25 protein-coding genes are annotated in these 24,515 nt (G+C 66.1%); 19 read left to right on the forward strand and 6 right to left on the reverse strand.

Annotated elements, in window-relative coordinates:
* The first annotated feature begins 5 nt into the window (after positions 1-5).
* The gene (locus tag GTP77_RS15425) at positions 6-959 is read left to right on the forward strand and encodes an MlaD family protein (RefSeq protein WP_161073039.1); all 954 of its coding nucleotides are present in this window, start codon (positions 6-8) and stop codon (positions 957-959) included.
* On the forward strand, positions 956-1,630 hold the full coding sequence (locus GTP77_RS15430; RefSeq protein WP_161073040.1) for a hypothetical protein: 675 nt from the start codon (positions 956-958) through the stop codon (positions 1,628-1,630). The genes GTP77_RS15425 and GTP77_RS15430 overlap by 4 nt, the downstream gene beginning before the upstream one ends.
* A 24-nt stretch (positions 1,631-1,654) precedes the next feature.
* Here the strand turns inward: GTP77_RS15430 and GTP77_RS15435 are convergent, their stop codons facing one another.
* Positions 1,655-2,923 carry a DEAD/DEAH box helicase gene (locus GTP77_RS15435; RefSeq protein WP_161073041.1) on the reverse strand — a complete coding sequence of 423 codons (1,269 nt, stop codon included), beginning with the start codon at positions 2,921-2,923 and terminating at the stop codon, positions 1,655-1,657.
* Positions 2,924-3,057: 134 nt separating this feature from the next.
* On the opposite strand from GTP77_RS15435, the gene GTP77_RS15440 reads away from it, so the two are divergent.
* Genes GTP77_RS15440 through GTP77_RS15450 form a run of 3 tightly spaced genes read left to right on the forward strand, consistent with a single transcriptional unit; the run spans position 3,058 to position 6,322 of the window.
* Positions 3,058-4,041 carry a dipeptidase gene (locus GTP77_RS15440; RefSeq protein ID WP_161073042.1) on the forward strand — a complete coding sequence of 328 codons (984 nt, stop codon included), beginning with the start codon at positions 3,058-3,060 and terminating at the stop codon, positions 4,039-4,041.
* Complete coding sequence (locus tag GTP77_RS15445) at positions 4,038-5,420, forward strand: hypothetical protein (protein ID WP_161073043.1); 1,383 nt, start codon at positions 4,038-4,040, stop codon at positions 5,418-5,420. The genes GTP77_RS15440 and GTP77_RS15445 overlap by 4 nt, the downstream gene beginning before the upstream one ends.
* Entirely contained in the window at positions 5,414-6,322 is a 909-nt protein-coding gene (locus GTP77_RS15450) for a hypothetical protein (protein WP_161073044.1), read from the forward strand. Before GTP77_RS15445 ends, GTP77_RS15450 begins: the two co-directional genes overlap by 7 nt.
* Before the next feature lie 12 nt (positions 6,323-6,334).
* On the opposite strand, the gene GTP77_RS15455 is transcribed toward GTP77_RS15450, so the two are convergent.
* Positions 6,335-7,504, reverse strand: a complete 1,170-nt coding sequence (locus tag GTP77_RS15455; protein ID WP_161073045.1) for a mandelate racemase/muconate lactonizing enzyme family protein — start codon at positions 7,502-7,504, stop codon at positions 6,335-6,337.
* A gap of 88 nt (positions 7,505-7,592) precedes the next feature.
* Here GTP77_RS15455 and GTP77_RS15460 point away from each other — a divergent pair, with 88 nt between their 5' ends.
* Positions 7,593-8,483 carry a LysR family transcriptional regulator gene (locus GTP77_RS15460; RefSeq protein WP_161073046.1) on the forward strand — a complete coding sequence of 297 codons (891 nt, stop codon included), beginning with the start codon at positions 7,593-7,595 and terminating at the stop codon, positions 8,481-8,483.
* Here the strand turns inward: GTP77_RS15460 and GTP77_RS15465 are convergent, their stop codons facing one another.
* The 3 genes from GTP77_RS15465 to GTP77_RS15475 form a co-directional block, all read right to left on the reverse strand.
* The gene (locus GTP77_RS15465) at positions 8,484-8,873 is read right to left on the reverse strand and encodes a VOC family protein (RefSeq protein ID WP_161073047.1); all 390 of its coding nucleotides are present in this window, start codon (positions 8,871-8,873) and stop codon (positions 8,484-8,486) included.
* 44 nt (positions 8,874-8,917) lie between these two features.
* Positions 8,918-9,415, reverse strand: a complete 498-nt coding sequence (locus tag GTP77_RS15470) for a VOC family protein (RefSeq protein ID WP_161073048.1) — start codon at positions 9,413-9,415, stop codon at positions 8,918-8,920.
* 85 nt (positions 9,416-9,500) lie between these two features.
* Positions 9,501-11,342 carry a DUF4153 domain-containing protein gene (locus GTP77_RS15475; RefSeq protein WP_161073049.1) on the reverse strand — a complete coding sequence of 614 codons (1,842 nt, stop codon included), beginning with the start codon at positions 11,340-11,342 and terminating at the stop codon, positions 9,501-9,503.
* Between the two features lie 139 nt (positions 11,343-11,481).
* Between GTP77_RS15475 and dapC the strand changes: the two genes are divergently transcribed.
* From dapC to GTP77_RS15525, 10 genes are all read left to right on the forward strand, one after another.
* Positions 11,482-12,696 carry a succinyldiaminopimelate transaminase gene (dapC, locus tag GTP77_RS15480; RefSeq protein ID WP_161073050.1) on the forward strand — a complete coding sequence of 405 codons (1,215 nt, stop codon included), beginning with the start codon at positions 11,482-11,484 and terminating at the stop codon, positions 12,694-12,696.
* An 11-nt stretch (positions 12,697-12,707) separates the two neighbouring features.
* Positions 12,708-13,535, forward strand: coding sequence for a 2,3,4,5-tetrahydropyridine-2,6-dicarboxylate N-succinyltransferase (gene dapD / locus GTP77_RS15485; protein WP_056397036.1), 828 nt, complete (start codon positions 12,708-12,710; stop codon positions 13,533-13,535).
* A gap of 126 nt (positions 13,536-13,661) precedes the next feature.
* On the forward strand, positions 13,662-14,798 hold the full coding sequence (locus tag GTP77_RS15490) for a PilT/PilU family type 4a pilus ATPase (RefSeq protein ID WP_161073051.1): 1,137 nt from the start codon (positions 13,662-13,664) through the stop codon (positions 14,796-14,798).
* Between the two features lie 66 nt (positions 14,799-14,864).
* Positions 14,865-15,218, forward strand: a complete 354-nt coding sequence (locus GTP77_RS15495; RefSeq protein ID WP_161073052.1) for a hypothetical protein — start codon at positions 14,865-14,867, stop codon at positions 15,216-15,218.
* Entirely contained in the window at positions 15,215-15,595 is a 381-nt protein-coding gene (locus tag GTP77_RS15500; RefSeq protein ID WP_161073053.1) for a hypothetical protein, read from the forward strand. The genes GTP77_RS15495 and GTP77_RS15500 overlap by 4 nt, the downstream gene beginning before the upstream one ends.
* An 88-nt stretch (positions 15,596-15,683) precedes the next feature.
* Positions 15,684-16,835: an MFS transporter gene (locus GTP77_RS15505; RefSeq protein ID WP_161073054.1), complete on the forward strand. Its 1,152-nt coding sequence runs from the start codon at positions 15,684-15,686 to the stop codon at positions 16,833-16,835.
* Between the two features lie 97 nt (positions 16,836-16,932).
* A complete protein-coding gene (locus tag GTP77_RS15510) occupies positions 16,933-17,286 on the forward strand; it encodes an ArsC family reductase (RefSeq protein WP_161073055.1) in 354 nt (117 codons plus the stop codon).
* Complete coding sequence (gene dapE / locus GTP77_RS15515) at positions 17,283-18,428, forward strand: succinyl-diaminopimelate desuccinylase (protein ID WP_161073056.1); 1,146 nt, start codon at positions 17,283-17,285, stop codon at positions 18,426-18,428. Before GTP77_RS15510 ends, dapE begins: the two co-directional genes overlap by 4 nt.
* A gap of 29 nt (positions 18,429-18,457) precedes the next feature.
* Positions 18,458-19,360, forward strand: coding sequence for a 50S ribosomal protein L3 N(5)-glutamine methyltransferase (prmB, locus tag GTP77_RS15520; protein ID WP_161073057.1), 903 nt, complete (start codon positions 18,458-18,460; stop codon positions 19,358-19,360).
* Positions 19,357-21,351, forward strand: coding sequence for an ATP-binding cassette domain-containing protein (locus GTP77_RS15525; RefSeq protein WP_161073058.1), 1,995 nt, complete (start codon positions 19,357-19,359; stop codon positions 21,349-21,351). The genes prmB and GTP77_RS15525 overlap by 4 nt, the downstream gene beginning before the upstream one ends.
* Before the next feature lie 11 nt (positions 21,352-21,362).
* On the opposite strand, the gene GTP77_RS15530 is transcribed toward GTP77_RS15525, so the two are convergent.
* Entirely contained in the window at positions 21,363-21,851 is a 489-nt protein-coding gene (locus GTP77_RS15530) for a chemotaxis protein CheW (RefSeq protein WP_161073059.1), read from the reverse strand.
* Positions 21,852-22,013: 162 nt separating this feature from the next.
* Here GTP77_RS15530 and GTP77_RS15535 point away from each other — a divergent pair, with 162 nt between their 5' ends.
* Genes GTP77_RS15535 through arfB form a run of 3 tightly spaced genes read left to right on the forward strand, consistent with a single transcriptional unit; the run spans position 22,014 to position 24,480 of the window.
* Positions 22,014-23,006 carry an HDOD domain-containing protein gene (locus GTP77_RS15535; RefSeq protein ID WP_161073060.1) on the forward strand — a complete coding sequence of 331 codons (993 nt, stop codon included), beginning with the start codon at positions 22,014-22,016 and terminating at the stop codon, positions 23,004-23,006.
* Positions 23,003-24,091 carry a CaiB/BaiF CoA transferase family protein gene (locus GTP77_RS15540; RefSeq protein ID WP_161073061.1) on the forward strand — a complete coding sequence of 363 codons (1,089 nt, stop codon included), beginning with the start codon at positions 23,003-23,005 and terminating at the stop codon, positions 24,089-24,091. Before GTP77_RS15535 ends, GTP77_RS15540 begins: the two co-directional genes overlap by 4 nt.
* Positions 24,088-24,480 (forward strand): alternative ribosome rescue aminoacyl-tRNA hydrolase ArfB, encoded by a 393-nt coding sequence (gene arfB, locus GTP77_RS15545; RefSeq protein WP_161073062.1) that lies wholly within the window; start codon positions 24,088-24,090, stop codon positions 24,478-24,480. Before GTP77_RS15540 ends, arfB begins: the two co-directional genes overlap by 4 nt.
* Positions 24,481-24,515: the final 35 nt, after the last annotated feature.

The raw sequence follows: 24,515 nt of genomic DNA on the forward strand, positions 1-24,515 counted from the left end.
CCATCATGACCGAACCCACACCGGCTCCAGAAGCCTCCCCCGTCCGCAACGCCGAGCTGAAAGCAGCCCTGCTGCTGATACTCATGTTTGTGCTGGTGGCGGGCACCGCCGTCTACCTGCTGTACGCGCGCGGCGCGTTCGAAGCCACGCAGCGGCTGGTGCTGACCGCAGACGATTCGGAAGGCGTAAGCGTGGGCATGGACGTGACCTTTGCGGGCTTCCCGGTTGGCCGCGTACAGCGCATAGAACTGGGCAAGGACGCCAAGGCGCGCGTGCTGATCGACATCCCGACCAAGGACGCGCACTGGCTGCGCACCAGCAGCATCTTCACGCTGGAGCGCGGCCTGGTGGGCGGCGCCAAGCTGCGCGCCTTCAGCGGCATCCCGGCCGACCCGCCGCTGCCGGACGGCGCCGAACGCGAAATGCTGGTGGGCGACGTGGCGGCCGAGATCCCGCGCCTGCTGAACGCGGCCAAGGAACTGCTGCAGAACGTGACCAACCTCACCGCTGCCGATTCCGCGCTGGGCGCCAGCCTGGAAAACGTGCGCGGCGTGACGGAACGGCTGAACGGCCCGGGCGGGGCGATGGGCTTTATCGCGGGCGAGGACAAGAAGGCGCAGGAACTGCTGCGCAACGCCAATTCGCTGATCGTCAAGGCCGACCGGCTGGTGGGCAATGCGGATGCGCGCGTGTTCGGCAAGGATGGCGTGGTGACCGACACGCAAGCGGCCGTGGTGCAGATGAACGGCCTGCTGTCGGACGCGCGCGCCAGCTTGAAGAAGCTCGACGCGGTGCTGGCCGAGGCGCAGGCGGTGGGCGCGAACGCGCGCATCGCCACGCAGGACCTGGGCGCGCTGCGCGCCGACGTGGACGCCAACCTGCGCAAGATCGAGCAGCTGGTCAATGAAATCAACCGCAAATGGCCGTTCAAGCGCGATACGGAGATCAAGCTGCCATGAAGAAGACGACTACAGCGCGCCTGCGCGCCGCCGCCATTGCCTCGGCCACCTTGCTGCTGGCGGCCTGCGGCAGCGCGCCGCCGGTGCCGGACTGGAAAATGAACGCGCACGGTTCGCTGGAACGCGCCGAGTCGGCCTACCTGAGCGGCAAGGACAGCGTGGAGGAAAGCGAGTTCGCGCGCGTGCGCAGCCAGATCGCCAGCACCGGGGATATTGAGCTGGCCGCGCGGGTTGAGCTGGCGCGCTGCGCTACGCGGTTGGCGTCACTGGTGCTGGAGGAATGCGCCGGCTTCCAGAAGTATGCGCATGATGCGTCGGGGGCGGATATCGAGTACGCGGCCTATCTTGCGGGGCGCCTGGCGCCGTCCGATGCGGCACGCTTGCCGGAACAGCACCGCGCCGTGGCCGGCGCAGCGGACGACGCGGCGGCTGGCGCGGCGGTGGTGGCGATCAAGGATCCCCTGTCACGGCTGGTGGCAGCGGGAGCGGTGTTCCGCGCCAACCGCGCAACGCCGCAGGTGATAGCGGCGGCGGTGGATACCGCGTCGGAACAGGGATGGCGGCGGCCGCTGCTGGCCTGGCTCAATGTGCAGGCCATGCGCGCCGAAAAGGCCGGAGACGCGGCCGAAGCAGCGCGGCTGCGCAGGCGCATTGCCCTCGCCTCCGAATAAATTGCCGGCGGCGCCCGGCGGGGACTACTCCGAAGCAGCCGCTGCCGCCGCTTCGCGCAACTTGTCCTTCTTGCTCTTGCGCTTGCCCTTGATGCCGCCATTGACGATATCGGTGGCCGGATGCGGCACGGGCGCCGCCTCGACCGGTTCAAAACCTTCCACCTGCTCGCGCGGCACGCGTATGCCCAGCCTGTTTTCGATCAGCCGGAAATGCGCCTCCGTATCCGCGCTCACAAAGCTCACCGCAATCCCGCTCTTGCCCGCACGTCCTGTGCGGCCGATGCGGTGCGTGTACTCCGCCGGCGCGCGCGGCAAATCAAAGTTCACCACCACCGGCAGCTCCGCGATATCAATCCCGCGCGCCGCCACGTCCGTGGCCACCAGCACCTGCAAGCGTGCGTTCTTGAAGTCCGCCAGCACCTCCGTGCGCGCGCCCTGGCTGAAATCGCCGTGGAAGGCTTCGGCGCGGATGCCGTTGCGGCGCAGCTTCTCCGACACGTGTTCGGAGGCGTACTTGGTCGCCACGAACACCAGCACCCGGCTCCACTTGTTCTCCTTGATCAGATGCTTGAGCAGCACCTGGCGGCGCACCGCGTCCACCTCGATGGCGCGCTGCGCGATATCCGGCTCGTGCTGCGGCGCGGACGCCGCCTCCACCCGCACAGGATTCCGCAGCAGGTGGTGCGCCAGCGTCTGCACCGCGCTCGGGAAGGTGGCCGAGAAAAACAGGTTCTGGCGGCGCGCAGGCAGCAGCGCCAGGATGCGGCCTATCTCCTCGGTAAAGCCCATGTCCAGCAGGCGGTCCGCCTCGTCCAGCACCAGCGTGGCGGTGGAAGAAATATCCAGCGCGTTGTGCTCGATCAGGTCCAGCAGGCGGCCCGGCGTGGCCACCACGATGTCCGCGCCGCCGCGCAGCGCCATCATCTGCGGATTGATGGACACGCCGCCAAACACGATGGACACCTTCAACGGCACCGGCAGATGCTGCACCAGCACGCGGATCGCCTCGCCCACCTGGGCCGCCAGCTCGCGCGTGGGCACCAGCACCAGGCCGTGCAGGCCGCGCGCGCCGTCCTTGCCGCCAGGCGCGTTCCGCTTCGCCAGCAGCGCATTCAGCATCGGCAGCGCGAAAGCGGCGGTCTTGCCGGAGCCGGTCTGCGCGGAACCCAGCACGTCTTCGCCGCGCAGGGCGGCGGGAATGGCGGCGGACTGGATGGCGGTCGGCTCGGTGTAGCCAATTTCAGTGACGGCGTTGAGCAGCGAAGGCGCGAGGCCTAGCGAGGAAAAGGACATGTATACCTGGAGTGAATGGCGTGGAGAACCGGACAGTATACGCCATCCGCTGCGGCACGCGCCAATTTGCCGGTTGCCGCGAACTTGTATTCATGGGAATATTACCAAGTTAAAAACACTTACCCGCACCTTCAATGATCAACTGGGACGCCCACATTTGCCTGCCGCAGCATCCGCAAGCCGACTTCGCGCCGGTGGCGCAGCTGCGCTCCGCAGGCGTCAATTACGTGTCGCTGAACGTGGGCGCCGACATGAATCCGGTCTCGCAGGTGATGTCCGTCATCGCCGGCTACCGCGCCACCATTGCCTCCGAACCGGAGCGCTATGTGCTGGTGTCCACCGTGGACGACATCATCCAGGCCGCCGCCGACGGCAAGATGGCCATCTCCTTCGACCTGGAAGGCTCCATGCCGCTGCTGGACCAGCCGGACATGGTGGCGCTGTACGCGCAGCTGGGCGTGCGCCAGATCCACTTCGCCTACAACCGCAACAACAGCGTGGCCGGCGGCTGCCACGACACGGCCTACGGCCTCACGCAGCTGGGCCACCGCATGGTGCAGGCGGTGAACGACGCGGGCGTGCTGATGGACTGCGCGCACACGGGCTTGCGCAGCACGCTGGACATCATGGCCGCCTCGTCCAAGCCGGTGATCTTCAGCCACGCCAACGCCTACGGCCTGGTGCCGCACGGCCGCAACGTGACCGACGAGCAGATACTCGCCTGCGCCGGCACCGGCGGCGTGGTGTGCGTGTCCGGCCTGTCCTGGTTCCTCGGCAGCGCCAGCCCAGGCGCGGCGGACGTGGCGCGCCACGTGGCCTACATCGCCGAACTGGCCGGTGTGGCGCACGTGGGCATAGGGACCGATATCTGCTTCCAGCAAAAGGATCTGGACGACACGCCGCCCGGCGGCTTCGATCCCTCGCACTGGTGGCCCGCCTCCGCCGGCTACCGCGCCGACTCGCCGCCCACCTTCACGCCACCCAGCGTATGGCGCACCATCGCGCCGGAGCTGCGCAAACTGGGCATGTCCGTCAGCGAAATCGAAATGGTCATGGGCCGCAACATGATGCGCGTGGCGCAGCAGGTGTGGAGCGGCCCGGCCGACCAGCCTGAATGACGCGCCCGCACGCCTGCACACCCGCTGCGCTGGCCGGGCTCGCGCTTGTACCGGCGCTTCTGCTCGGCCATGCGCCTCCTGCGCTTGCTGCGCCCGCCAAGCCCGCGCCGCCGTCCATACCTGTGTGCGACGCGCAAGGAAAACCGCCGGACAAACGGGACAAGGACCACCTCGGCTACGTATCGCAACTGGCTGTCTATCTGGCGAACGGCAAGGACAATGCCGGCTCCGCGTCGCCGGAACTGCGGCGCATTCCCATGGGCGTGGAACTACTGCTTCTGTGTCGTTCCGGCAGCAGCGTGCTTGTCCAGGCACGCACTGAAGACGGGCCGCAGGGTTGGGTGAAAAACGGACAATTTGAATCCGCCCGGCCGCAAGCCGGCCGGCTGCTCGCGGAGCTGGCTGCGCTGCCTGCGGACGACGTCAGACGGCGGCGCGGCCTGGCAGAGCGTGCGCTCGAACTGGAACCGCTCAACCCCGCCACGCACCACGCCATGATCCAAGTGCTGGAAGCCGGGGGCGACAAACGTGCGCTCGCCGCCGCGCGCGCCAGGCTGGACGCCATGGCCAGCGGCGCGGTGGTGCGCCAGCAGGGCGAGCCGCAACTGATCTTCATCAGTACCACTGAAGGCGTGAAGATGTTCGCCATGCTACGCAATGGGAAGCTGCTGGGAATGCCCGGCAGCGGATCGGACGAGCCGCTACCCGGTAAGCTGCTGGACATGGCCTTTCAGCCCGGCCGCATTTTGCATGTGCATGCGGGCGGCGTCTCGCGAAAAATCCAGGTAACGGGCATGGCCCAGAGCTATTGCGACGCGCAGACTGCGGCGGTCCGCCCGTTTGACGGCGGCGAGACCCAGGGTATCGCCACCAACTACCCATTGCGCCCCAGCCCGGCGTACGAGGTACCCGTCCCTGCCGCCTATGGAACGATGAACACCATCATCGCCAACATCCTGCGCCGCAACGGCGTCCATCCCGCCTACCGCGAACGCATGCTGCTGCGCCCGTCGAAGGGCCGAAATGCACTGGAAGGCTTTGCGGCAGTACCGGTACGCGGCGGCGCCAACCCTTTGCTGATTGCCAGCGTGTCCGTGGAAGACAATGATTCCGGCCCCAGCTACTCGCTGACCGTCATCGCGGAAGCCGACAAGACCGGCAAGTATAGGCTGGCGTACGAAGACTTCAATATCGGCAGCGGCGGCGGCGAAGCCAGCATGTATGCCGACACTTTCCACTACAACGCGGACCTGGACGGCGACGGCATAGACGAATTGATCCTGTCGAGCAGAGGCTATGAATGGGGAAGTTATTTCGTGATCCAGAAAGTGGCAGGAAAATGGAGCAAGACGGTTCACGGGGCGTCGTACGGATGCTGAGCCGCCTGCGCATACTCGGCATGTGCGGTGCGCTCGCCCTGCATGGCGCGCTGCAGGCGGCGCCGCTGAAGCGGCCACGCCCTCCCGATGAAAACGGCGCCATCTTCGCAAAGCAGGGCTCCACGCTGATGCCGCTGGCGCGGCTGGCAAACCGCCACATTGTCGACTTCAACGCGCCCGGCAATGTCGAGCAGCAGCAAAGCTATCTGAATCAGCACTACTTCAACGAGAGCCAGACCCTCTACGTGCTGGCCGGCGAAAAAACCACCACCGGCAGCATGGGGCCGGCGGGAGAATTCGACCGCGACGATACCGTGGCAAACTGCCCGGTAACGTGGGGCGTCGCCAACCATGAAGGCGAGCTGCCGTTCGCCACCCTGGCCACAAATTACTTCGCCCTGAGCGCCGACCCGACCGCGCCTCGCCCGGCCGACTACGCAGTGCTGGACGAGCTGGCGACGCCTGTGCTGCGCGCGGCAGGCATCTCTTCCACGGAGATCGCCCGCGCGCTGGCGCAAATGCGCAGCGAGAACGAGAGCCTGCAAACAGCCGTCGCCCTGCCCCTGCTTGGCAGCAGCAAGCCGCTGCTGCTTGCCAACCTGGGCGGCGACGACGGCCCCAAACATACTTACACGCTGACGCTGATCGCCGAGCCGGACCAGAGCGGCAAATATGGCATGGTGTTCCACCGTCTGAACCAGATGGCGCGCGCCAAGAAAGTGCTGTTCGCCAGCGCCTTCATGAGCAACGCCGATCTCGACGGCGACGGCCAGGACGAAATCGCCATCACCGACTACACCGGGGACAGCTCCAGCTTCCGTCTTTTGCAGCGCGTCTCAGGCACGTGGAAGCTGGTGGCCACTGCGCCCGGGCCGCACTGCATGTCCATCCGCCGCAATTGAAGCGGCAGCGGCTCACTGCCCGCTCAGCGCGCGCATCTCCGCGTACAGGTTGGACTTGCCTTCGAAGCCGATGCCCGGCAGATTGGGCATGGTGATGTAGCCGTTGTCCACGCTCACGCCGTCCGGGAAGCCGCCGAAGGGCTGGAACAAATCCGGATAAGACTCGTTGCCGCCCAGGCCCAGGCCCGCCGCGATATTCAGCGACATCTGGTGCCCGCCGTGCGGAATGCAGCGCGTGCGCGACCAGCCGTGTTCGTGCAGCATGTCCAGCGTGCGCAGATATTCCACCAGGCCGTAGCTCAGCGCGCAGTCGAACTGCAGCCAGTCGCGGTCCGGGCGCATGCCGCCGTAGCGGATCAGGTTGCGCGCATCCTGCATCGAGAACAGGTTCTCGCCGGTGGCCATGGGCTTGTCGTAGTAGCTGCGCAGCGTGGCCTGCAGCTCGAAGTCCAGCGGGTCGCCCGCTTCCTCGTACCAGAACAGGTCGTACTGCTTGAGTGCCTTCGCGTAGGCGATGGCGGTGTCCAGGTCGAAGCGGCCGTTGGCGTCCACCGCCAGCTTCTGGCCGTCGCCCAGCACGCTCAGGATGGAGTCGATGCGGCGCAGGTCTTCGTCCAGCGAGGCGCCGCCGATCTTCTTCTTCACCACCGTGTAGCCGCGGTCGATATAGCTGCGCATCTCGTCCTTCAGCGCGTCGTGGCTTTGGCCGGGATAGTAGTAGCCGCCCGCCGCGTACACAAACACCTTCTTGTCCGGCGTGCCGTTGCCGTAGCGCTCGGCCAGCAGCTGGTACAAGGGCTTGTTGGCGATCTTGGCCACCGCGTCCCAGATCGCCATGTCGATGGTGCCGATGGCCACGGAGCGCTCGCCGTGGCCGCCCGGCTTTTCGTTGGTGTACATGCAGTTCCAGATCTTGTGCGGATCGAGGTTGCTGCCGTCGTCGCTGACCAGCGTGGCCGGATCGGCCTCCAGGATGCGCGGGATGAAGCGCTCGCGCATCAGCATGCCCTGGCCGTAGCGGCCGTTGGAGTTGAAGCCGTAGCCGACTACCGGCTTGCCGTCGCGGACCACGTCCGTGACCACGGCCACCAGGCTCAAGGTCATTTTGCTGAAGTCGATGTAGGCGTTGCGGATCGGGGAGCTGATGGGCAGGGTCTTTTCGAGGATGCTGACGATTTTCATGCTAAGTCTCCTGGTTGGGAATGACACCAGCATAGCCTTAAACAGCGGCGCTATAATTCATCACTATTTACATGATTATTTACTTAAAGTGAAAAGCGACACGTCCGAACTGGGTTTTTTCGTGCTGCTGGCCAAGCTGGGCAGCCTGTCGGCCACGGCGCGCGAGCTGGCCATCACGCCGCCGGCCGCCACCAAGCGGTTGATGCTGATGGAGCAGCGCCTCGGCGTGCGGCTGGTGAACCGCACCACGCGCCGCGTCAGCCTGACCAGCGAGGGCGAGACCTATCTGGCGCAGGCCACGCAGATCCTGGCCGACATCCGTGCCATGGAGGAGTCGGTGTCCAGCAGCCGCGCCGCGCCGAAAGGCCTGCTGCGCGTGAACGCCACGCTGGGCTTCGGCCGCACCGCCATCGCGCCGCTGGTGTCCGCCTTTGCGCAGGCGTATCCGGAGGTGGACGTGCAACTGCAGCTGACGGACCGCGCCATCAACCTGGTGGAGGAAGCATATGACCTCGGCATCCGCTTCGGCGAGCTGCCCGACACGCGGCTGAGCGCGCGCAAGATCATGTCCAACCGGCGCTTCCTGTGCGCCTCGCCGGCCTATCTGAAGCGAGCCGGCGCGCCCGCCGCGCCGCAGGACCTGGCGCAGCACCGCTGCATCCTGCACCGCCAGAACGACGACGCCTACGCCACCTGGCGCCTGAGCAAAGGCCGCAAGACCGAATCGGTGAAGGTGCGCGGCGGGCTGTCCAGCAACGACGGCGACGTGGTGCTGGGCTGGGCGCTGGACGGCCACGGCATCCTGCTGCGCTCCGAGTGGGACCTGGCCAAATACCTGGACAGCGGCCGCCTGCAAGTGGTGCTGCCCGACTACGCCCTGCCCTCGGCCGACCTGTACGCCTACTACCCCAGCCGCCAGCACCAGCCCGCCAAACTGCGCGCCTTCATCGACTTCCTGGCGGCCCAGTTCAAAAGCTGACTACATGCCCGTGTCGCCATACGGCCCGGCGATAACGACCACATAGCCGTCGGGGTCGCGCAGCCAGATTTCGCGGTGGGAGGCGTTGGTGTTTTCGCGCGGGCCGTCCAGCACCACGGCGGAGATGGAGGCGGCGCGCTCCACCGCTTCGTCGAAGTCTTCGGTGTGGAACCACAGCAGCACGCCGTTGCCGTAGGGCCGCTTCTCCGGGTCGCCCATGTGGGCATGGCCGTGCGCCTCCCAGCGGTGCAGCTGCAGGATAAGGCGCTCGCCGAACATCAGCTGTTCATAGTCCTTGCCGCCGTGGGCGCTGCGCGCGCCAAGCACGGTTTGATACCAGCGGCTGCTCGCTTCGACGTCGCTGACGGCAATCAGGGGTTGCGCTTGCATGGCTTGTCTCCTTTCAGGATGCGCCGCTCGATGGCGGCTCTGTGCTAACCGGCGTAGGCGCGCTGCAGCGCGGCGATGTCGAGCTTCTTCATGCCCATCAGGGCGGCCATGACGCGCTCGGTCTTGGCGGCGCCGTGGTCCTTGATCATCTCCATCAGCACGCGCGGCACCACCTGCCAGGATAGGCCGAATTTGTCCTTCAGCCAACCGCACTGCTGCGCGGCCGGATCGCCACCCTCGCCCAGGTGCAGCCAGTAGCGGTCCAATTCCTGCTGGCTCTCGCACATCACCTGGAACGAAATGGCTTCACTGAACTTGAACATCGGACCGCCGTTCATGGCGGTGAATTCCGTGCCGTTGAGCGAGAACGACACCGTCAGCACGGACCCGGGCTGGCGGCCGTGGATATCCTTGCCGGCCTCGGTGTAGTGCGTAATCTGCGTGATTTTGGAATTATCGAAGATGCCAATATAGAAGTTGGCGGCGTCTTCCGCCTGCGAGTCAAACCACAGGCAAGGTACGATTTGCTGGATGCTGGCCATATTGCCTCCTCAGGTAGCGGGGCTATCCATATTACGCCTATGCGCGGCGGCGGTGCGCACGGCCGGCGCGCACCGGTTCAGCGTATCAATGCGGCAGCGGTTCTGGGGTTGCGCTGCAGAGTTTCGTGCGTTCCAGCCTGGTTGGGTTGGCCACGATGCGCTGGCCACCCACTTCCAGGTCCATCATGGGCTTGGCCACCGCCCGGACTTCGCCCGCCTTGAGCTTGGCCAGCAAGGGTGCGCAGCCGGCCAGGGCGTATGGCAGGCTGCCGACCTGCTCCCACTTGCCGCCCTGCTCGCCCAGCACCGCCGAGCTGTCGGACAGTTCCGTGCCCACCACCACGACCTCGGGCTTGCCGTCGCCGGTCAGGTCCAGCAAAAAGGCGTCGCAATGCGCGCCCTGCTCGCGCAGGCAGCGCGGCGCGAGGGCGCCGTGCAGGTTGCGCGCGGTCCAGCTGCGCAGCGGGAAGCCGTCCGGCAGGCGGCTGCCTTGCGGCCACACGGCCAGGTTGGTGCTGATGTCGACCGCCACCGCCATCTCGGCCGGGGCGCGCCAGCTGCGGTAATCCGTGGCCAGCGCGGCGGCGGCGCCTGCGCGCTTTTGCGGCCCGTCCGGACCGCCGGCCAGCTTGAGGCTTTCCAGCGCGGCGCGGCCATAGCGCGCGCCTTCGAATCTCAGGTATTCATAGTCGAACTTGTCCGCCTTCACTGCGCCGCTTTCCAGGCGCGCCATCTGGCTATTGACCGAGATGCGGGCCGGATCGGCCAGCGGCGTGAACAGGGCGAACAGCACGGCCAGCACCAGGCAAGCAGCGCCCACATTGGTCGTGGCCAGGGTGGGCAGCCAGGCGTCCCGCCGCCAGGCGCCGAAGGCGTAGCCGACGGCGTAGAACGTGCCCACCAGCAGGCAGGCGGCCGCGATGATGCGGTCCGAACTCCAGCCGTAGTCGCCCACCCGCAGCGCCAGCGCATACACGGCGATCGCCATCACCGGCAACAGCAGCATGGCGCCAACGCGCGCGGCCAGGCGCACCAAGGGCGCCACGCTGCGCTCCACCTCGCCGTTCTGGTACGCGGCGTTGATGAGCACTACCAGCATGGCGTCCGCGCCCAGCAGCACGGCGGTGGCGTGGCCGGTTTTCCACAGCGCGTCCAGCCCCGTGAACGGCAGCGTGCACAAGAAGCCGCCCAGCAGCAGCACGGTCACCGGCAGCAGCCAGGACATGAGCACCAGCAGCAGCGTGCGGATGCCGCGCACGATGGCGGGCCGCACGTCGGTAATGTGCATGGCGCAGGCGAACGCGAAGCACATTACCGGCGCAATGAACCAGGCTTTGCCAAGCAGCGTGTGCAGGAAGCTCAGCTTGACGAGCATGAACAGTTCGGAGCCCAGCGCCAGCATGGCCCAGGTGGCGCCTACAAACATGGCGGAAAACGCGCACTGGATGAACAGCTTCCAGGCGGTTTCAAAATACGTGGCGTAGCTGGCCAGCCAGCGCTCATCCTGCGCGCCCGCCTTGACCATGGAATGCGCAATAAAGCAGAACGCCGCGCTGAAAACCGATACCAGCGCCGACGGCAAGCGCACCTGCCCTTCCGGCCCGGCGTAGCCCGGCGCGCCCGCGTTGCGCCACGCGTCATGCAGCGCGAAGGCGACGACGGCGAGCGCGGCCAGCGCCAGCCAGGCCGCCAGCTTGCGGCCCTGGAGGTGACCCAGGCCCGAAATCAGCAGGACCGGCAGCAGCACGCAGGCCATCAGCAACGGCAAGAACAGCAAGGGGGAGGTGGCGGGCCAGGCCTTGCTGACGACGGCCAGATGGAGCAGGTACACGCCCAGCCCCTGCAGCAAGCCGGCCGCGATGCGCGCATAGCCGGTGCTGAGGTTGGTGGACGATTCCAGTACGGTTTGCGCGGTGTCGGCTTGCATGCTGGCGTTTCGCTGTATAAGGAACGGCCATTATTGCATGATGTTGTCTTTTAATAAACCAGCCGCAGCGCTGCGCCGCACAATGCCGCGCCGCTGGCGCTATAATGGCTGGTTCCGATTTCCGCTCTTTGGTCCGCCTGTGAATCCACATCTCGATAAGCTGCAACCATATCCGTTCGAAAAGCTGCGCCAGCTGTTTGCCCAGGTGAAGCCGAACCCCGACTATTCCGCCATCAGCCTGGGCATGGGCGAGCCGAAACACCCCACGCCGCCGTTCATCCAGCAGGCGCTGGTGGACAATATCAGCGGCCTGGCCACCTACCCCACCACCATCGGCTCGGAGGCGCTGCGCGGCGCCATCTGCGGCTGGCTGGAGCGCCGCTACGGCCTGCCCGCGTTGAACCCGGCCACCCAGGTGCTGCCGGTGAACGGCTCGCGCGAGGCGCTGTTCGCGCTGGCGCAGACGGTGATCGACCCGGCCGCCAAGGCGCTCGTGGTGTCGCCCAACCCGTTCTACCAGATCTATGAAGGCGCGGCCTACCTGGCCGGCGCCGAGCCCTACTTCGTGAATTCGGACCCGGCCCGCAACTTCGGCTGCGATTACGACAGCATTCCCGCCTCGGTGTGGGAGCGCGTGCAGCTGCTGTTCCTGTGCTCGCCCGGCAATCCGACCGGCGCCGTGCTGTCGCTGACGGACTGGGAAAACCTGTTCGCGCTGTCCGAGCGCTACAACTTCGTGATCGCCGCCGACGAGTGCTACTCCGAGACCTACCACGGCGAGGAAGCGCCCCTGGGTGCGCTGCAGGCGGCCCACATGCTGGGCCTGTCCACCGTGGAGCGCCCTTACGCGCGCCTGGTGGTGTTCTCCAGCCTCTCCAAGCGCTCCAATGTACCGGGCATGCGCTCCGGCTTCGTGGCCGGCGACGCCGAAGTGCTGAAAAAATTCCTGTTGTACCGCACCTACCACGGCGGGGCCATGAGCCCTTCCGTGCAGGCTGCGTCGGTGGCGGCCTGGAACGACGAGACCCACGTCGAAGCCAACCGCACCCAGTACCGCGCCAAGTTCGCCGCCATCACCCCGCTGCTGCAGCAGGTGATGGACGTGGCGCTGCCGGACGCCGGCTTCTATCTGTGGGCCGACGTCAGCCGCACCGGCCTGTCGGACACCGAGTTCGCCCAGCGCCTGTACGCCGAATATAATGTCACCGTACTGCCCGGCAGCTACCTGGCGCGCGAAGCGCACGGCATCAACCCTGGCCGCAACCGCATCCGCATGGCGCTGGTCGCCGAGACCGAAGAAGGCCTGGAAGCGGCGCGCCGCATCGTTCAATTCTGCAAAAACCTGTCCAAATAAAGAAGAGCATCATGACCCAACAACTGCAAAACATCATCGAACAAGCCTGGGACAACCGCGCCGAGATCAACCCCGCCAACGGCAGCGCCGAACTGCGCGACGCCGTCTCGCACGTGCTGGCCGGCCTGGACAACGGCTCCCTGCGCGTGGCGCAAAAAGACACCGGCACCTGGGTAGTGAACCAGTGGATCAAGAAAGCCGTGCTGCTGTCGTTCCGCCTGGAGAACAACGTGGTGCTGCCGTCCGACGGCACCATGCAGTTCTACGACAAGGTACCGACCAAGTTCGCCAACTACACCGAAGCCGACTTCCAGGCCGGCGGTTTCCGCGTGGTGCCGCCGGCCGTTGCGCGCCGCGGCTCCTTCATCGCCAAGAACGTGGTGCTGATGCCGTCCTACGTCAACATCGGCGCTTACGTCGATGAAGGCGCGATGGTCGACACCTGGGCCACCGTGGGTTCCTGCGCGCAGATCGGCAAGAACGTGCACCTGTCCGGCGGCGTGGGCATCGGCGGCGTGCTGGAGCCGATGCAGGCCAATCCGACCATCATCGAAGACAACTGCTTCATCGGCGCGCGTTCGGAGATCGTTGAAGGCGTGATCGTGGAAGAGAACTCGGTGATCTCGATGGGCGTGTACATCGGCCAGTCGACCAAGATCTACGACCGCGCCACCGGCGAAGTGACCTATGGCCGCATCCCTTCGGGTTCGGTGGTGGTATCGGGCTCGCTGCCGTCGGACGACGGCAAGTACAGCCTGTACTGCGCGGTGATCGTCAAGCGCGTCGACGCGCAGACCCGCTCCAAGACCGGCATCAACGAACTGCTGCGCGGTATCTGATGCAATGGCGGGTTACGCGGTTCCCGCTAACCCGCCCTACTCGCCCGGTTGCATCGACGGGTGACATTGACAAATCGTAGGGCGGGTTAGGCGCAGCGCGCCGTAACCCGCCGCATGGAGAGCACCATGGCAATGGACCGCCTGTTCCAGCTGATGAAGGAAAAGAACGCGTCGGACATGTTCTTCGCGGTCAATTCGCCTGTTCACATCAAGATCAACGGCAACCTGATTCCGATCAACCAGCAGAAGCTGGAGCCGGAAAACATTCACGCGCTGCTGGCCGAAATCTGCTCGCCCGAGCAGATGGCGGAACTGGAGCGCGAGAATGAGCTGAACATGGGCGTCTCGGTGCCCAACCTGGGCCGCTTCCGCCTGTCGGCCTTCCGCCAGCGCGGCAGCATCTCGGCCGTGTTCCGCTTTGTGCCGGCCAATATCCCGGCGCTGGCCGAGCTGGCCCTGCCGCCCATCCTGGCGGAGCTGATCATGGAAAAGCGCGGCCTGCTGCTGCTGGTGGGCGCCACCGGTTCCGGCAAGTCGACCACCATCGCCTCCATGCTGGACCACCGCAACGAACTGCGCTCGGGCCATATCCTCACGCTCGAAGATCCCATCGAGTATCTGTTCAAGAACAAGAAATCCATCGTCAACCAGCGCGAGATCGGCAGCGACGCCAAGGACTTCTACACCGCGCTGCGCAACTCCATGCGCCAGGCGCCGGACTGCATCCTGATCGGCGAGATCCGCGACCGCGAAACCATGGCCGCCGCGCTGGCCTACGCGCAGTCGGGCCACCTGGTGCTGGCCACGCTGCACGCCAACAACAGCTACAACGCGCTGAACCGCATCATCAGCTTCTACCCGATCGAGAACCGCGCGGCGCTGCTGCAGGACTTGTCGTCGACGGTGAAAGCCATTGTCTCGCAGCGCCTGATACGCTCGGTCAGCGGCGGCACGCGCACGGCGGCCGTGGAGGTGATGCTCAACACCCGCCACATCGCGGACCTGATCGAAAAAGGCGAAATCAGCCAGATCAAGGAAGCGCTGGAAAAGAGCCTGTCGTCCGGCTCGCAATCGTTCGAGATGGCCTTGTTCCAGCTGGTGCAGCAAGGCCTGATCAGCCAGGAAGAAGCGCTCGCCAACGCCGACTCGGCCACCAACCTGCTCTGGCTGCTCAACAACGGCCCGGACAGCAAGCACGAAGAGCCGGAGCAAAAGGCGCCGGTCGCGGAAACCTCGTTCACCGAGTTCACCCTCAACACCTGACCCACCGCAACGCACGCCCGCCCCAGCCGCCGTAAACTTGGAATTTACCTCAGGCTGGAGGCTCGCATGTCACCAGATCAGCTCGCCTTCTACTCCGGCTGGGCATCGATTCTCGGCTTGGCCGTCTCGCTCCTATCGCTCGCCTACGTGCGCAGCATCAAAGCGAATATAATTAAATATCAGCGCAAGCAGCGACTGCGATTCTTAATCGATGAGATCGAAGGGATCTGCATGCTGCCACCGCTCCCGTGGCGCCCCGAAGAGCAAGCAAAATTGAATGCATTGAAGCGCCATTTGCCGCCACGGCCAAGGGCGAAACAACGCTTATTAATTGACCTGCATAGCTTGCTGGCGAACGGTAGTCGAGCTGCGCTGATCGAAGCATTGAAAGATTTGCGCACCTTCTCGGAGGGATTATGACTTCAGCTGCCCATCTCTATGAAGATGTTCTCGCCAGGACCGAAAATTGCGAGGTCAAATGGCGCCGGCTTGCCAAGAGCGCGAACGCCGAATTCATCTTTCATCCCGAGCAAGTCTGCGAGCAATATGAACTCCAGTGGCAACGAGACGGACTGAGCCGCACATTACTGCTCATCGAGAAACGGTACGAGGAAATTGAGCACCCTCTGCTTCCCCCCAGCGAAATAAAGAAGTACGAGTTACTCATAGTTGAGAACGGCGAACTTGTGCGCAAGCTGGACGAATGGGCTCTCAACTGGTCTCAACTCTGCCAGCTTGCGTGGGCAGTAAGGCACAATAGCTCCACATGCAGCGCGCCAATTTCAACTCCAGCCTGACCCAAGCCAATCTCAGCAGGTCAGCGAAACGGAGGCAGCCCGCGTACAATTGCGGAACATCTCGTTAGCGCCAACGCCATCCGCACTCATGAACAACTCAGCAGCACACCGACTCTCCACCCGCCTTGGATTTCTGACCGCCGGCATCACCATGGCCGCCTGGGCGCCGCTGGTGCCGTATGCGAAGGAGCGCCTGAACCTGGAGGCTTCGCAGCTCGGCATGCTGCTGCTGTGCCTCGGCATCGGCTCCCTGCTCGCCATGCCCGTCACGGGCACGCTGACGTCGCGCTTTGGCTGCCGTCCGGTGGTGCTGGTGTCCGGCGCGCTGGTGTGCGCGGTGCTGCCCTTCCTCGCCATCGCCCCCACGCCGCTGCTGCTGGGCGTGACCCTGTTCCTGTTCGGCGCCACCATCGGCACGCTGGACGTGGCCATCAATGTGCAGGCCGTGCAAGTGGAGAAGGAGAGCGGCCGCGCGCTGATGTCCGGCTTCCATGGCATGTTCAGCGTGGGCGGCATCGCCGGTGCGGGCGGCATGGCGCTGCTGCTGTGGGCCGGCATGGATACGCTGATGGCCGCCGTGCTGACCGCCGCCGTCGCCGCAGCGGTCCTGGCCGTGGCGGCGCCCAAGCTGCTGCCCGCCGATCCGGCCGCGCACGCGGACGCAGGCGGCTCGGAGGACAAGCGCCTGTTCGTGGCGCCGCGCGGCGCGGTCGTGGTCATCGGCCTGCTGTGCTTCGCCTGCTTCATGGCAGAAGGCGCGGTGCTGGACTGGAGCGCGCTGCTGCTCACCACCGGCGTCGGCGCCAGCGCGGACCAGGGCGGCCTCGGTTACGCCGCCTTCGCGGTCGCCATGACGTTGGGCCGCTTCAGCGGCGACAAGATCGTGGCGCGCTTCGGCGGCCAGCGCGTGCTGCTGGCGGGCGGCCTGTGCGCGGCCGCCGGCTTCTTCACCGCCGTGCTGGCGCCCTCGCCCGCCGCCGCGCTGCTCGGCTTCGTGCTGGTGGGACTGGGCGCGTCCAACATCGTGCCCATCCTGTTCACGGCGGCGGGCCGCCAGCGGGACATGCCCGCCGGCCTGGCGGTGGGTGCCATCACCACCATAGGCTACGCGGGCATCTTGGCAGGCCCCGCGCTGATCGGCTTCATCGCCCACGCCTCCAGCCTGCAAGCGGCCTTCGCGGGCCTGGGCTGCGCCATGCTGCTGGTGGCCGCCAGTTCGCGCTCGCGCATCGCGGCCTGATCCGGGGCGGGGCTGCCGGGGCCGGACGCCAGTCACGTTATAATGCTGCACTTCGGCCGCCACCCGGCGCGGCCACGCTCCTGAATCCACGCATCCCATGATTACTCTCTACGGCATCCCCAACTGCGACACGGTGAAGAAGGCCCGCGTCTGGCTGGCTGACCAGCAGCACGAATTCCATTTCCACGACTTTAAAAAGCAGGGCCTGGACGCGCAGACCGTCAATGGCTGGCTGCAGACCCTGGGCTGGGAAGTCCTGGTCAACAAGAAGGGCACCACCTGGCGCGGCTTGCCGGACGAGCGCAAGGCCGCCGTCACCGACGCCGCCAGCGCCACCGCGCTGATGCTGGAGTTCCCGTCCGTGATCAAGCGCCCCGTGCTGCAAGGCGCGGACGAGGCCTGCCACGTCGGCTTCTCGCCGGACGCCTACCGCCAGATCTTCGCCAAATGACCGCTTCCGCCCCGCACTCGCGCACCCTGGCCCTGACCGAGAAGCTGCTCGGCCGCGCCTCCGTCACGCCGGAAGACAAGGGCTGCCAGGACCAGCTGATCGCGCTGCTGGAGCCACTCGGCTTCCAGTGCGAGACCATCGTCTCGGGCGAGGTCACCAATCTGTGGGCGCGGCGCGGCACGGCCAGCCCGGTGCTGGTGTTCGCCGGCCACACCGACGTGGTGCCCACCGGCCCGGTCGAGCAGTGGAGCTCCGAGCCCTTCTACCCCACCCACCGCGACGGCAAGCTGTATGGACGCGGCGCGGCCGACATGAAGACCTCCATCGCCGCCTTCGTGGTGGCCTGCGAGGAGTTCGTGGCCGCCAATGCGGACCACAAGGGCTCGATCGCCTTCCTGATCACCAGCGACGAGGAAGGGCCGGCCACAGACGGCACCGTGGTGGTGGTGGAAAAACTGAAGGCGCGCGGCGAGAGCATCGACTACTGCATAGTCGGCGAGCCGACCTCGGACAAGACCCTGGGCGACATGATCAAGAACGGCCGCCGCGGCTCGCTGTCCGGCCACCTCGCCATCAAGGGCATCCAGGGCCACATCGCCTACCCGCAGCTGGCGCGCAACCCCATCCACCAGTCGGCGCAGGCCTTGGCGGACCTGGTGGCCGAAGTCTGGGACCAGGGCAACGAGTACTACCTGCCCACGTCCTGGCAGATGTCCAACATCAAGGCCGGCACCGGCGCCAACAACGTCATTCCCGGCGTGCTGGAGATCGACTTCAACTTCCGCTTCTCCACCGCCAGCACGCACGAGGAGCTGCGCGCGCGCGTGCACGCCATCCTCGACAAGCACGGCCTGGAATACGAGCTGAAATGGACCCTGAGCGGCCTGCCCTTCCTCACCCCGCGCGGCACGCTGAGCACCGCGCTGAGCGACGCGATCCGCGCCGAAACCGGCATCGAGACCGAGCTATCGACCACCGGCGGCACCTCGGACGGCCGCTTTATCGCGCAGATCTGCCCCCAGGTGATAGAATTCGGCCCTCCCAACGCCAGCATCCACAAGATCGACGAGCACATCGAACTGCGCTACATCGATCCGCTGAAGAACATCTACCGCCGTACCCTTGAGAACCTGCTGCGCTGAACGCAGCCGCTCCCTTTGCGAGAATAATAATGACCACCTCCCTGTTCACCACCCCGCGCGACCTGCTGCGCTACGCCGTCACCCGCTTCAACACCGCCAAGCTGTTCTTCGGCCACGGCAGCGTGGAAGCGCTGGACGAAGCGGCCTACCTGATCCTGCACACGCTGAAGCTGCCGCTGGACAAGCTGGACCCGTTCCTGGATGCGCGCCTGCTGCCGCAGGAGATCGACGCCGTGCTGGCCGTGATCGAGCGCCGCGCCACCGACCGCGTGCCGGCCGCCTACATCACCAAGGAAGCGTGGCTGGGTCCTTACAGCTTCTTCGTGGACGAGCGCGCGCTGGTGCCGCGTTCCTTCATCGCGGAGCTGATTCCCGACTACTTCTCGCCGTGGATGGTCGATCCGGAAGCCACCACCAACGTGCTGGAACTGTGCACGGGCTCCGGCTGCCTGGCCATCATGCTGGCCGAGGCCTTCCCGAATGCGCACGTGGACGCGGTGGACATCTCGAAGGACGCGCTGGACGTGGCCCGCATCAACGTGGACACCTACAAGCTACAGGACCGCCTGACGCTGATCGAGTCCGACCTGTACGCCAATGTGCCGAACAAGAAGTATGACCTGATCATCACCAACCCGCCGTACGTCAACAGCGGTTCGATGGCCAAGCTGCCGCCGGAATACCTGGCCGAACCGCAGATCGCCCTGGAAGGCGGCGCGGACGGCATGGACCTGGTGCGCAAGATCGTGGCCGGCGCCGCCGAGCGCCTGACCGACGAAGGCCTGCTGATCGTCGAAATCGGCAACGAGCGCGAATTCGCCGAGAAGGCCTTCGGCGACCTGGGCCTGACCTGGCTCACCACCAGCGCCGGCGACGACATGGTATTCCTGCTCACCGCAGACCAACTGAAAATCCAAGAAGAACAACAATGATCCGCTTTATTCAAGTAAGCCTGATGCGCGGCGTAAAGCCGCTGCTGGAACAGGTTGATGTCACCCTCAATCCCGGCGACAAGATCGGCCTGATCGGCGCCAACGGCGCCGGCAAGTCCAGCCTGTTCGCGATGATGCGCGGCGAGCTGCACCCGGACCAGGGCGAAATCGACTTCCCGGCCAAATGGCGCGTGGCTTACGTTGCGCAGGAAACCCCGCCGCTGGAACGCTGCGCCCTCGATTACGCCATCGACGGCGACGTGAACCTGCGCAAGCTGGAAGCGGAACTGGCGCGCCTGGAATCGGAACCGGCCACCAGCGAGAACGGCATCGCCATCGGCGAAGTCTATAGCGCGCTGGCCGACGCCGACGCCTACACCGTGCAGTCGCGCGGCGAACAGCTGCTGCTGGGCCTGGGCTTCACGCTGGACCAGATGCAGCTGCCCGTGGCCAGCTTCTCCGGCGGCTGGCGCATGCGCCTGAACCTGGCGCAGGCGCTGATGTGCCCTTCCGACCTGCTGCTGCTCGATGAACCGACCAACCACCTGGACCTGGACGCCATCATCTGGCTGGAAGACTGGCTGAAACGCTATGCCGGCACGCTGATCATCATCTCCCACGACCGCGACTTCCTGGATGAAGTGGTGAACGTGGTGGTGCACATCGACGAGCGCAAGCTGAAGCGCTACTCGGGCAACTACTCGTCCTTCGAACGCCAGCGCGCAGCGCAGATGATACTGGCCGCCGGCGCGCTGGAAAAGCAGCAGCGCAAGCGCGCCCACCTGGAGTCGTTCGTGAACCGCTTCAAGGCGCAGGCCTCCAAGGCCCGCCAGGCGCAGAGCCGCATGAAGGCGCTGGCCAAGATGGAAGAACTGGCGCCGCTGCGCGCAGCCGCCGAGTTCTCCTTCGAGTTCCGCGAGCCGCTGAGCGCACCGAATCCGCTGCTGGTGATGGAAGACGTGGATGCGGGCTACAAGATGGAGGACGAGAAGACCGGCGACATCACCACCAAGAGCATCGTCCACGGCATCAATTTCTCTCTGCAGATCGGCCAGCGCATCGGCCTGCTGGGCGTGAACGGCGCGGGTAAGTCCACGCTGATCAAGACCATCGCGGGCGAGCTGTCGCCGCTGACCGGCGACGCCACCATGGGCAAGGGCCTGAACATCGGCTACTTCGCCCAGCACCAGGTGGAGATGCTGCGGCACGACGAATCGCCGCTGTGGCACCTGGCCAAGATCGCGCCTACCGTGCGCGAGCAGGAGCTGCGCAACTTCCTGGGCGGCTTCAACTTCCCCGGCACCATGGTCACCAGCTCGATCGCGCCGTTCTCCGGCGGCGAGAAGGCCCGCCTGGCGCTGGCGCTGATCGTGTGGCAGCGCCCCAATCTGCTGCTGCTCGATGAACCGACCAATCACCTGGACCTGGAAACGCGCGAAGCGCTGACCGAGGCGCTGGCGCAGTTCGAGGGCACGCTGGTGGTGGTATCGCACGATAGGCATCTGCTGCGCGCGACCACCGACCAGTTCATCATCGTGGCCGACGGCAAGCTGCAGCCTTTCGACGGCGACCTGGACGACTACAAGGACTGGCTGTTCCAGACCAAGCTGGGCAAGGGCACCGACGTGCTGCCGGCTGCGGGCAAGGGCAACAAGACCGACTTCCCGGTGGCTTCGCCGGTGGCGCCGTCCGCCGCGCCCGCGGTCAACAGCAAGGACCAGAAGCGCCTGGACGCCGAACAGCGCCAGAAGCTGTCCGCGCAGCGCAAGCCGATCGAGAACAAGATCAAGCGCCTGGAAGAGCAGATCGCCAAGCGCAATGCGCAGAAGGCGGAAGTGGATGCGGCCCTGGGCGACAGCGCCATCTACGACGCGGCCAACAAGGCCAAGCTGAAAACGCTGCTGACCGACCAGGCCTTCTACACCAAGGATCTGGGCCAGCTGGAAGGCGAATGGCTGGAGCTGCAGGAACAGCTGGAAGCGCTGGCCTGAGGCTTGGCGGGCTAGCGTGCAACGCGTAACCCGCCGAAGTTTACGCGCCGTATCGACATCAGCTTGTCTATATCGACCACGATCAGGCGCCTGCCGGCCTGCGTGGTCCCCACCCCCAGCAGGTAATCCACCTCCCTGGCCATCCCCGGCATGGGCTGGATGCAGGCCTCGTCCAGCGTGAGCACGTCGGTCACGCCATCGGTCACCATGCCCATCACACAGTCCGTCAGCTTGAGGATAATCACGTCCGTGCGCGGATCGTGCACCGGCGGACGCGGGCCGAAGGCGATGCGCATGTCCACGATGGGCATGATCACGCCGCGCGACAAGGCCACTCCGCTGATGATCTCGCCGTCCGCCGAAAAGCGCTCCAGCTCCGTCAGCGGGCGCAATTCCTGCACATTGCCGTAGTCCAGCGCATATTCCAATCCGCCCAAGCGAAAGCTCAGGTACTGGCGCAGCCCGGTATCGGCAGCGCCCTGCAAGGTAGAGGAATGCATGATGACCCTTTCACGGTGGATAACGCGTTCACCATCCTACCCGGCACGGACCATGCAAGTGTTGATTGGAGTCAACGTTTTCGGCGCAACATTGGCTGATTGCAAATGAGAGCCAACCCGCTACAATGGGACGCGCTCCCCATTCCGATTTCAAGGCTCTCTATGTTCCAGTGGCTCAAGCGTTTAATCGGCGGCGCCGGGCCGCGCAGCGCACCGCCTGCGCCCGCACCGGCCACCCCGGATCCGATCGTGCCGGCAGCTCAGCCGCCCGCCGCACCGGCGCCTGCCTCCGCGCAGGCCACCGCAGCCCCCTCGCCTGCCCCGGCCGCGCCCTCCTTCGAACAAAAGGACCAGCTCAACACCCGCTACAACCGCTGGCTGTTCGGCGCCCTGCACGAGGACACGCTGGAAACCAGCGACGCCGAACAACGCATCCTGCACACGCTGACGGGCATCGCCAGCTCGCCCACCTCCGGCGCGGAGCTGATGCGCCGCATGCCCGGCCTGATTCCGCAGCTGCTGCAAAGCCTGCGCAGCGAACATTTCTCCGGCGCCGACATCGCCCGCAAGATCTCCAACGACGTGGTGCTGGTGGCGGCCGTGATACGGCTGGCCAACGGCGCCATGCTGCCCGGCGCGCCGCCCATCAGCAGCGTGGAGCACGCCGTCATCGTGATCGGCCAGGAAGGCCTGCGCCAGCTCATCACCACGGTGGCGTTCAAGCCCATCATCGACCTCAATTCCGGCCACTACACCAAGCTGCTGGCGCCGCGCATCTGGGCGCAGTCCGAGCGCTGCGCCAGCGCCAACCGGGCGCTGGCCGAGCAGCTCGGCGTGCCGCCGTTCGAGGCCTTCCTGGCGGGCCTGGTGCAAAACGCGGGCCTGCTCGCGTCGCTGCGCCTGATGGACCAAACGGCCGGCGGCGCCACGGACCTGGGCCGCCCCATGTTCTGCGCCCAGCTGCTGCGCAGCGCGCGCCAGGTGTCCGCCGGCATCGCGCAGGAGTGGCACTTCCCGCCCGCCATTACGCAGGCCATACGCGAACTGGACACGCTGCAGAAGGGCGCGCAGCTGTCGCCCATGGGCCGCCTGCTGGCACTGGGCGACCATCAAAGTAAAATCGCCATCCTCTCCGAATACGAAAACACGCCATGACGCCATCCGATCCATCGCTGCCGCTGGCCGGCATCCGGGTACTCGACCTGACGCGCCTGCTGCCCGGCCCCGCCGCCACCATGCAGCTGGCCGACCTGGGCGCGGAAATCATCAAGATAGAAGACCCGGGACCGGGCGACTATGCCCGCCTCATGGGGCCGGTGCGCAAGGAAGTGTCGCAGTTCTTCGTGGCCGTCAACCGGGGCAAGTCCTTCCTGCGGCTGGACCTGAAGGACGCCGCCCAGCGCGAACAGCTGCTGGCCATGGTGGCGCAGGCGGACGTGCTGGTGGAAAGCTTCCGACCCGGCGTGATGGACAAGCTGGGCCTGGGCTGGGAGGTGCTGCGCGCGCGCAATCCCAAGCTGGTGATGTGCGCCATTTCCGGCTACGGCCAGGACGGCCCCTACGCCATGCTGGCCGGGCACGACATCAACTACATCGGCTACGCCGGCATGCTGGACCAGAACGCCGGCCCGGACGGCCGCCCCACCCTGCCTAACCTGCAGGTGGGCGACCTGCTCGGCGGCGCGCAGGCCGCGCTGCAAGGCATACTGGCCGCGCTGGTGGCGGTGAAGATGGGCGGCATGGGCCGCTTTGTGGACGTGTCGATGACGGACGCGGTATTCGCCAACAACATCATGCCGCTGGTGGCCGTCAACAACGGCGGCGACGCCGCGCCCGGGCGCGACCTGCTGACCGGCGGCGTACCGTGCTACAACGTCTACCGCACCAGCGACGGCCGCTACATGGCGGTGGGCGCGCTGGAGCTGAAGTTCTGGCAGGGCTGCTGCGACGTGCTGCAGCGCCCGGACCTGAAGGCGCGCCACTGGCAGCTGGGGCAGCAGGTGGCGGGCGAGGACGCGCTGGCGGTGCAGGCGGAGCTGGACGCCATTTTTGCGCAGCGCACGCAGGCCGAGTGGACGGAGGCGTTTGCGGGCAGCGACTGCTGCGTGTCGCCCATACTGCGCACCAGCGAGGCGCTGGCGCATCCGCTGTTCCTGGCGCGCGGCACGGCGGCGCGCGCCGCGCACGCCACCGAGGGCGAGTACTGGGCGGCGGGCTGTCCGCTCAAGTTCAAGACATGAACATCGATCCCAACGAGGTGGAGTTCAGCGCGATCCGCGCGCAGGGACCGGGCGGGCAAAACGTCAACAAGGTGTCGAACGCGGTGCATGCGCGTTTTGATATCGGCGCTTCGTCGCTGCCGGAGGCGATCAAGGAGCGTTTGCTCGCGCTGAGGGATACGCGCATCACCAAAGAGGGCGTGGTGGTGCTCAAGGCGCAGCAGGCGCGCAGCCTGGAGGCGAACAAGGAGGAGGCGCTGCGGCGCTTGCAGGAGCTGGTCGACAGCGTGGCGGTGCTGGCCAAGCCGCGCCGCGCCACGCGGCCCACGCGCAGCTCGCAGCGCAAACGGCTGGATGGGAAGACCAAGGATGCCGCAGTCAAGAAGCTGCGTGGAAAAGTGGAGATGTGAGGCCGCAGGCGGCGCTCGGCGGGTTACGGCTACGC

Source organism: Pseudoduganella aquatica, from assembly GCF_009857595.1.
Taxonomy (GTDB): Bacteria; Pseudomonadota; Gammaproteobacteria; order Burkholderiales; family Burkholderiaceae_D; genus Rugamonas; species Rugamonas aquatica_A.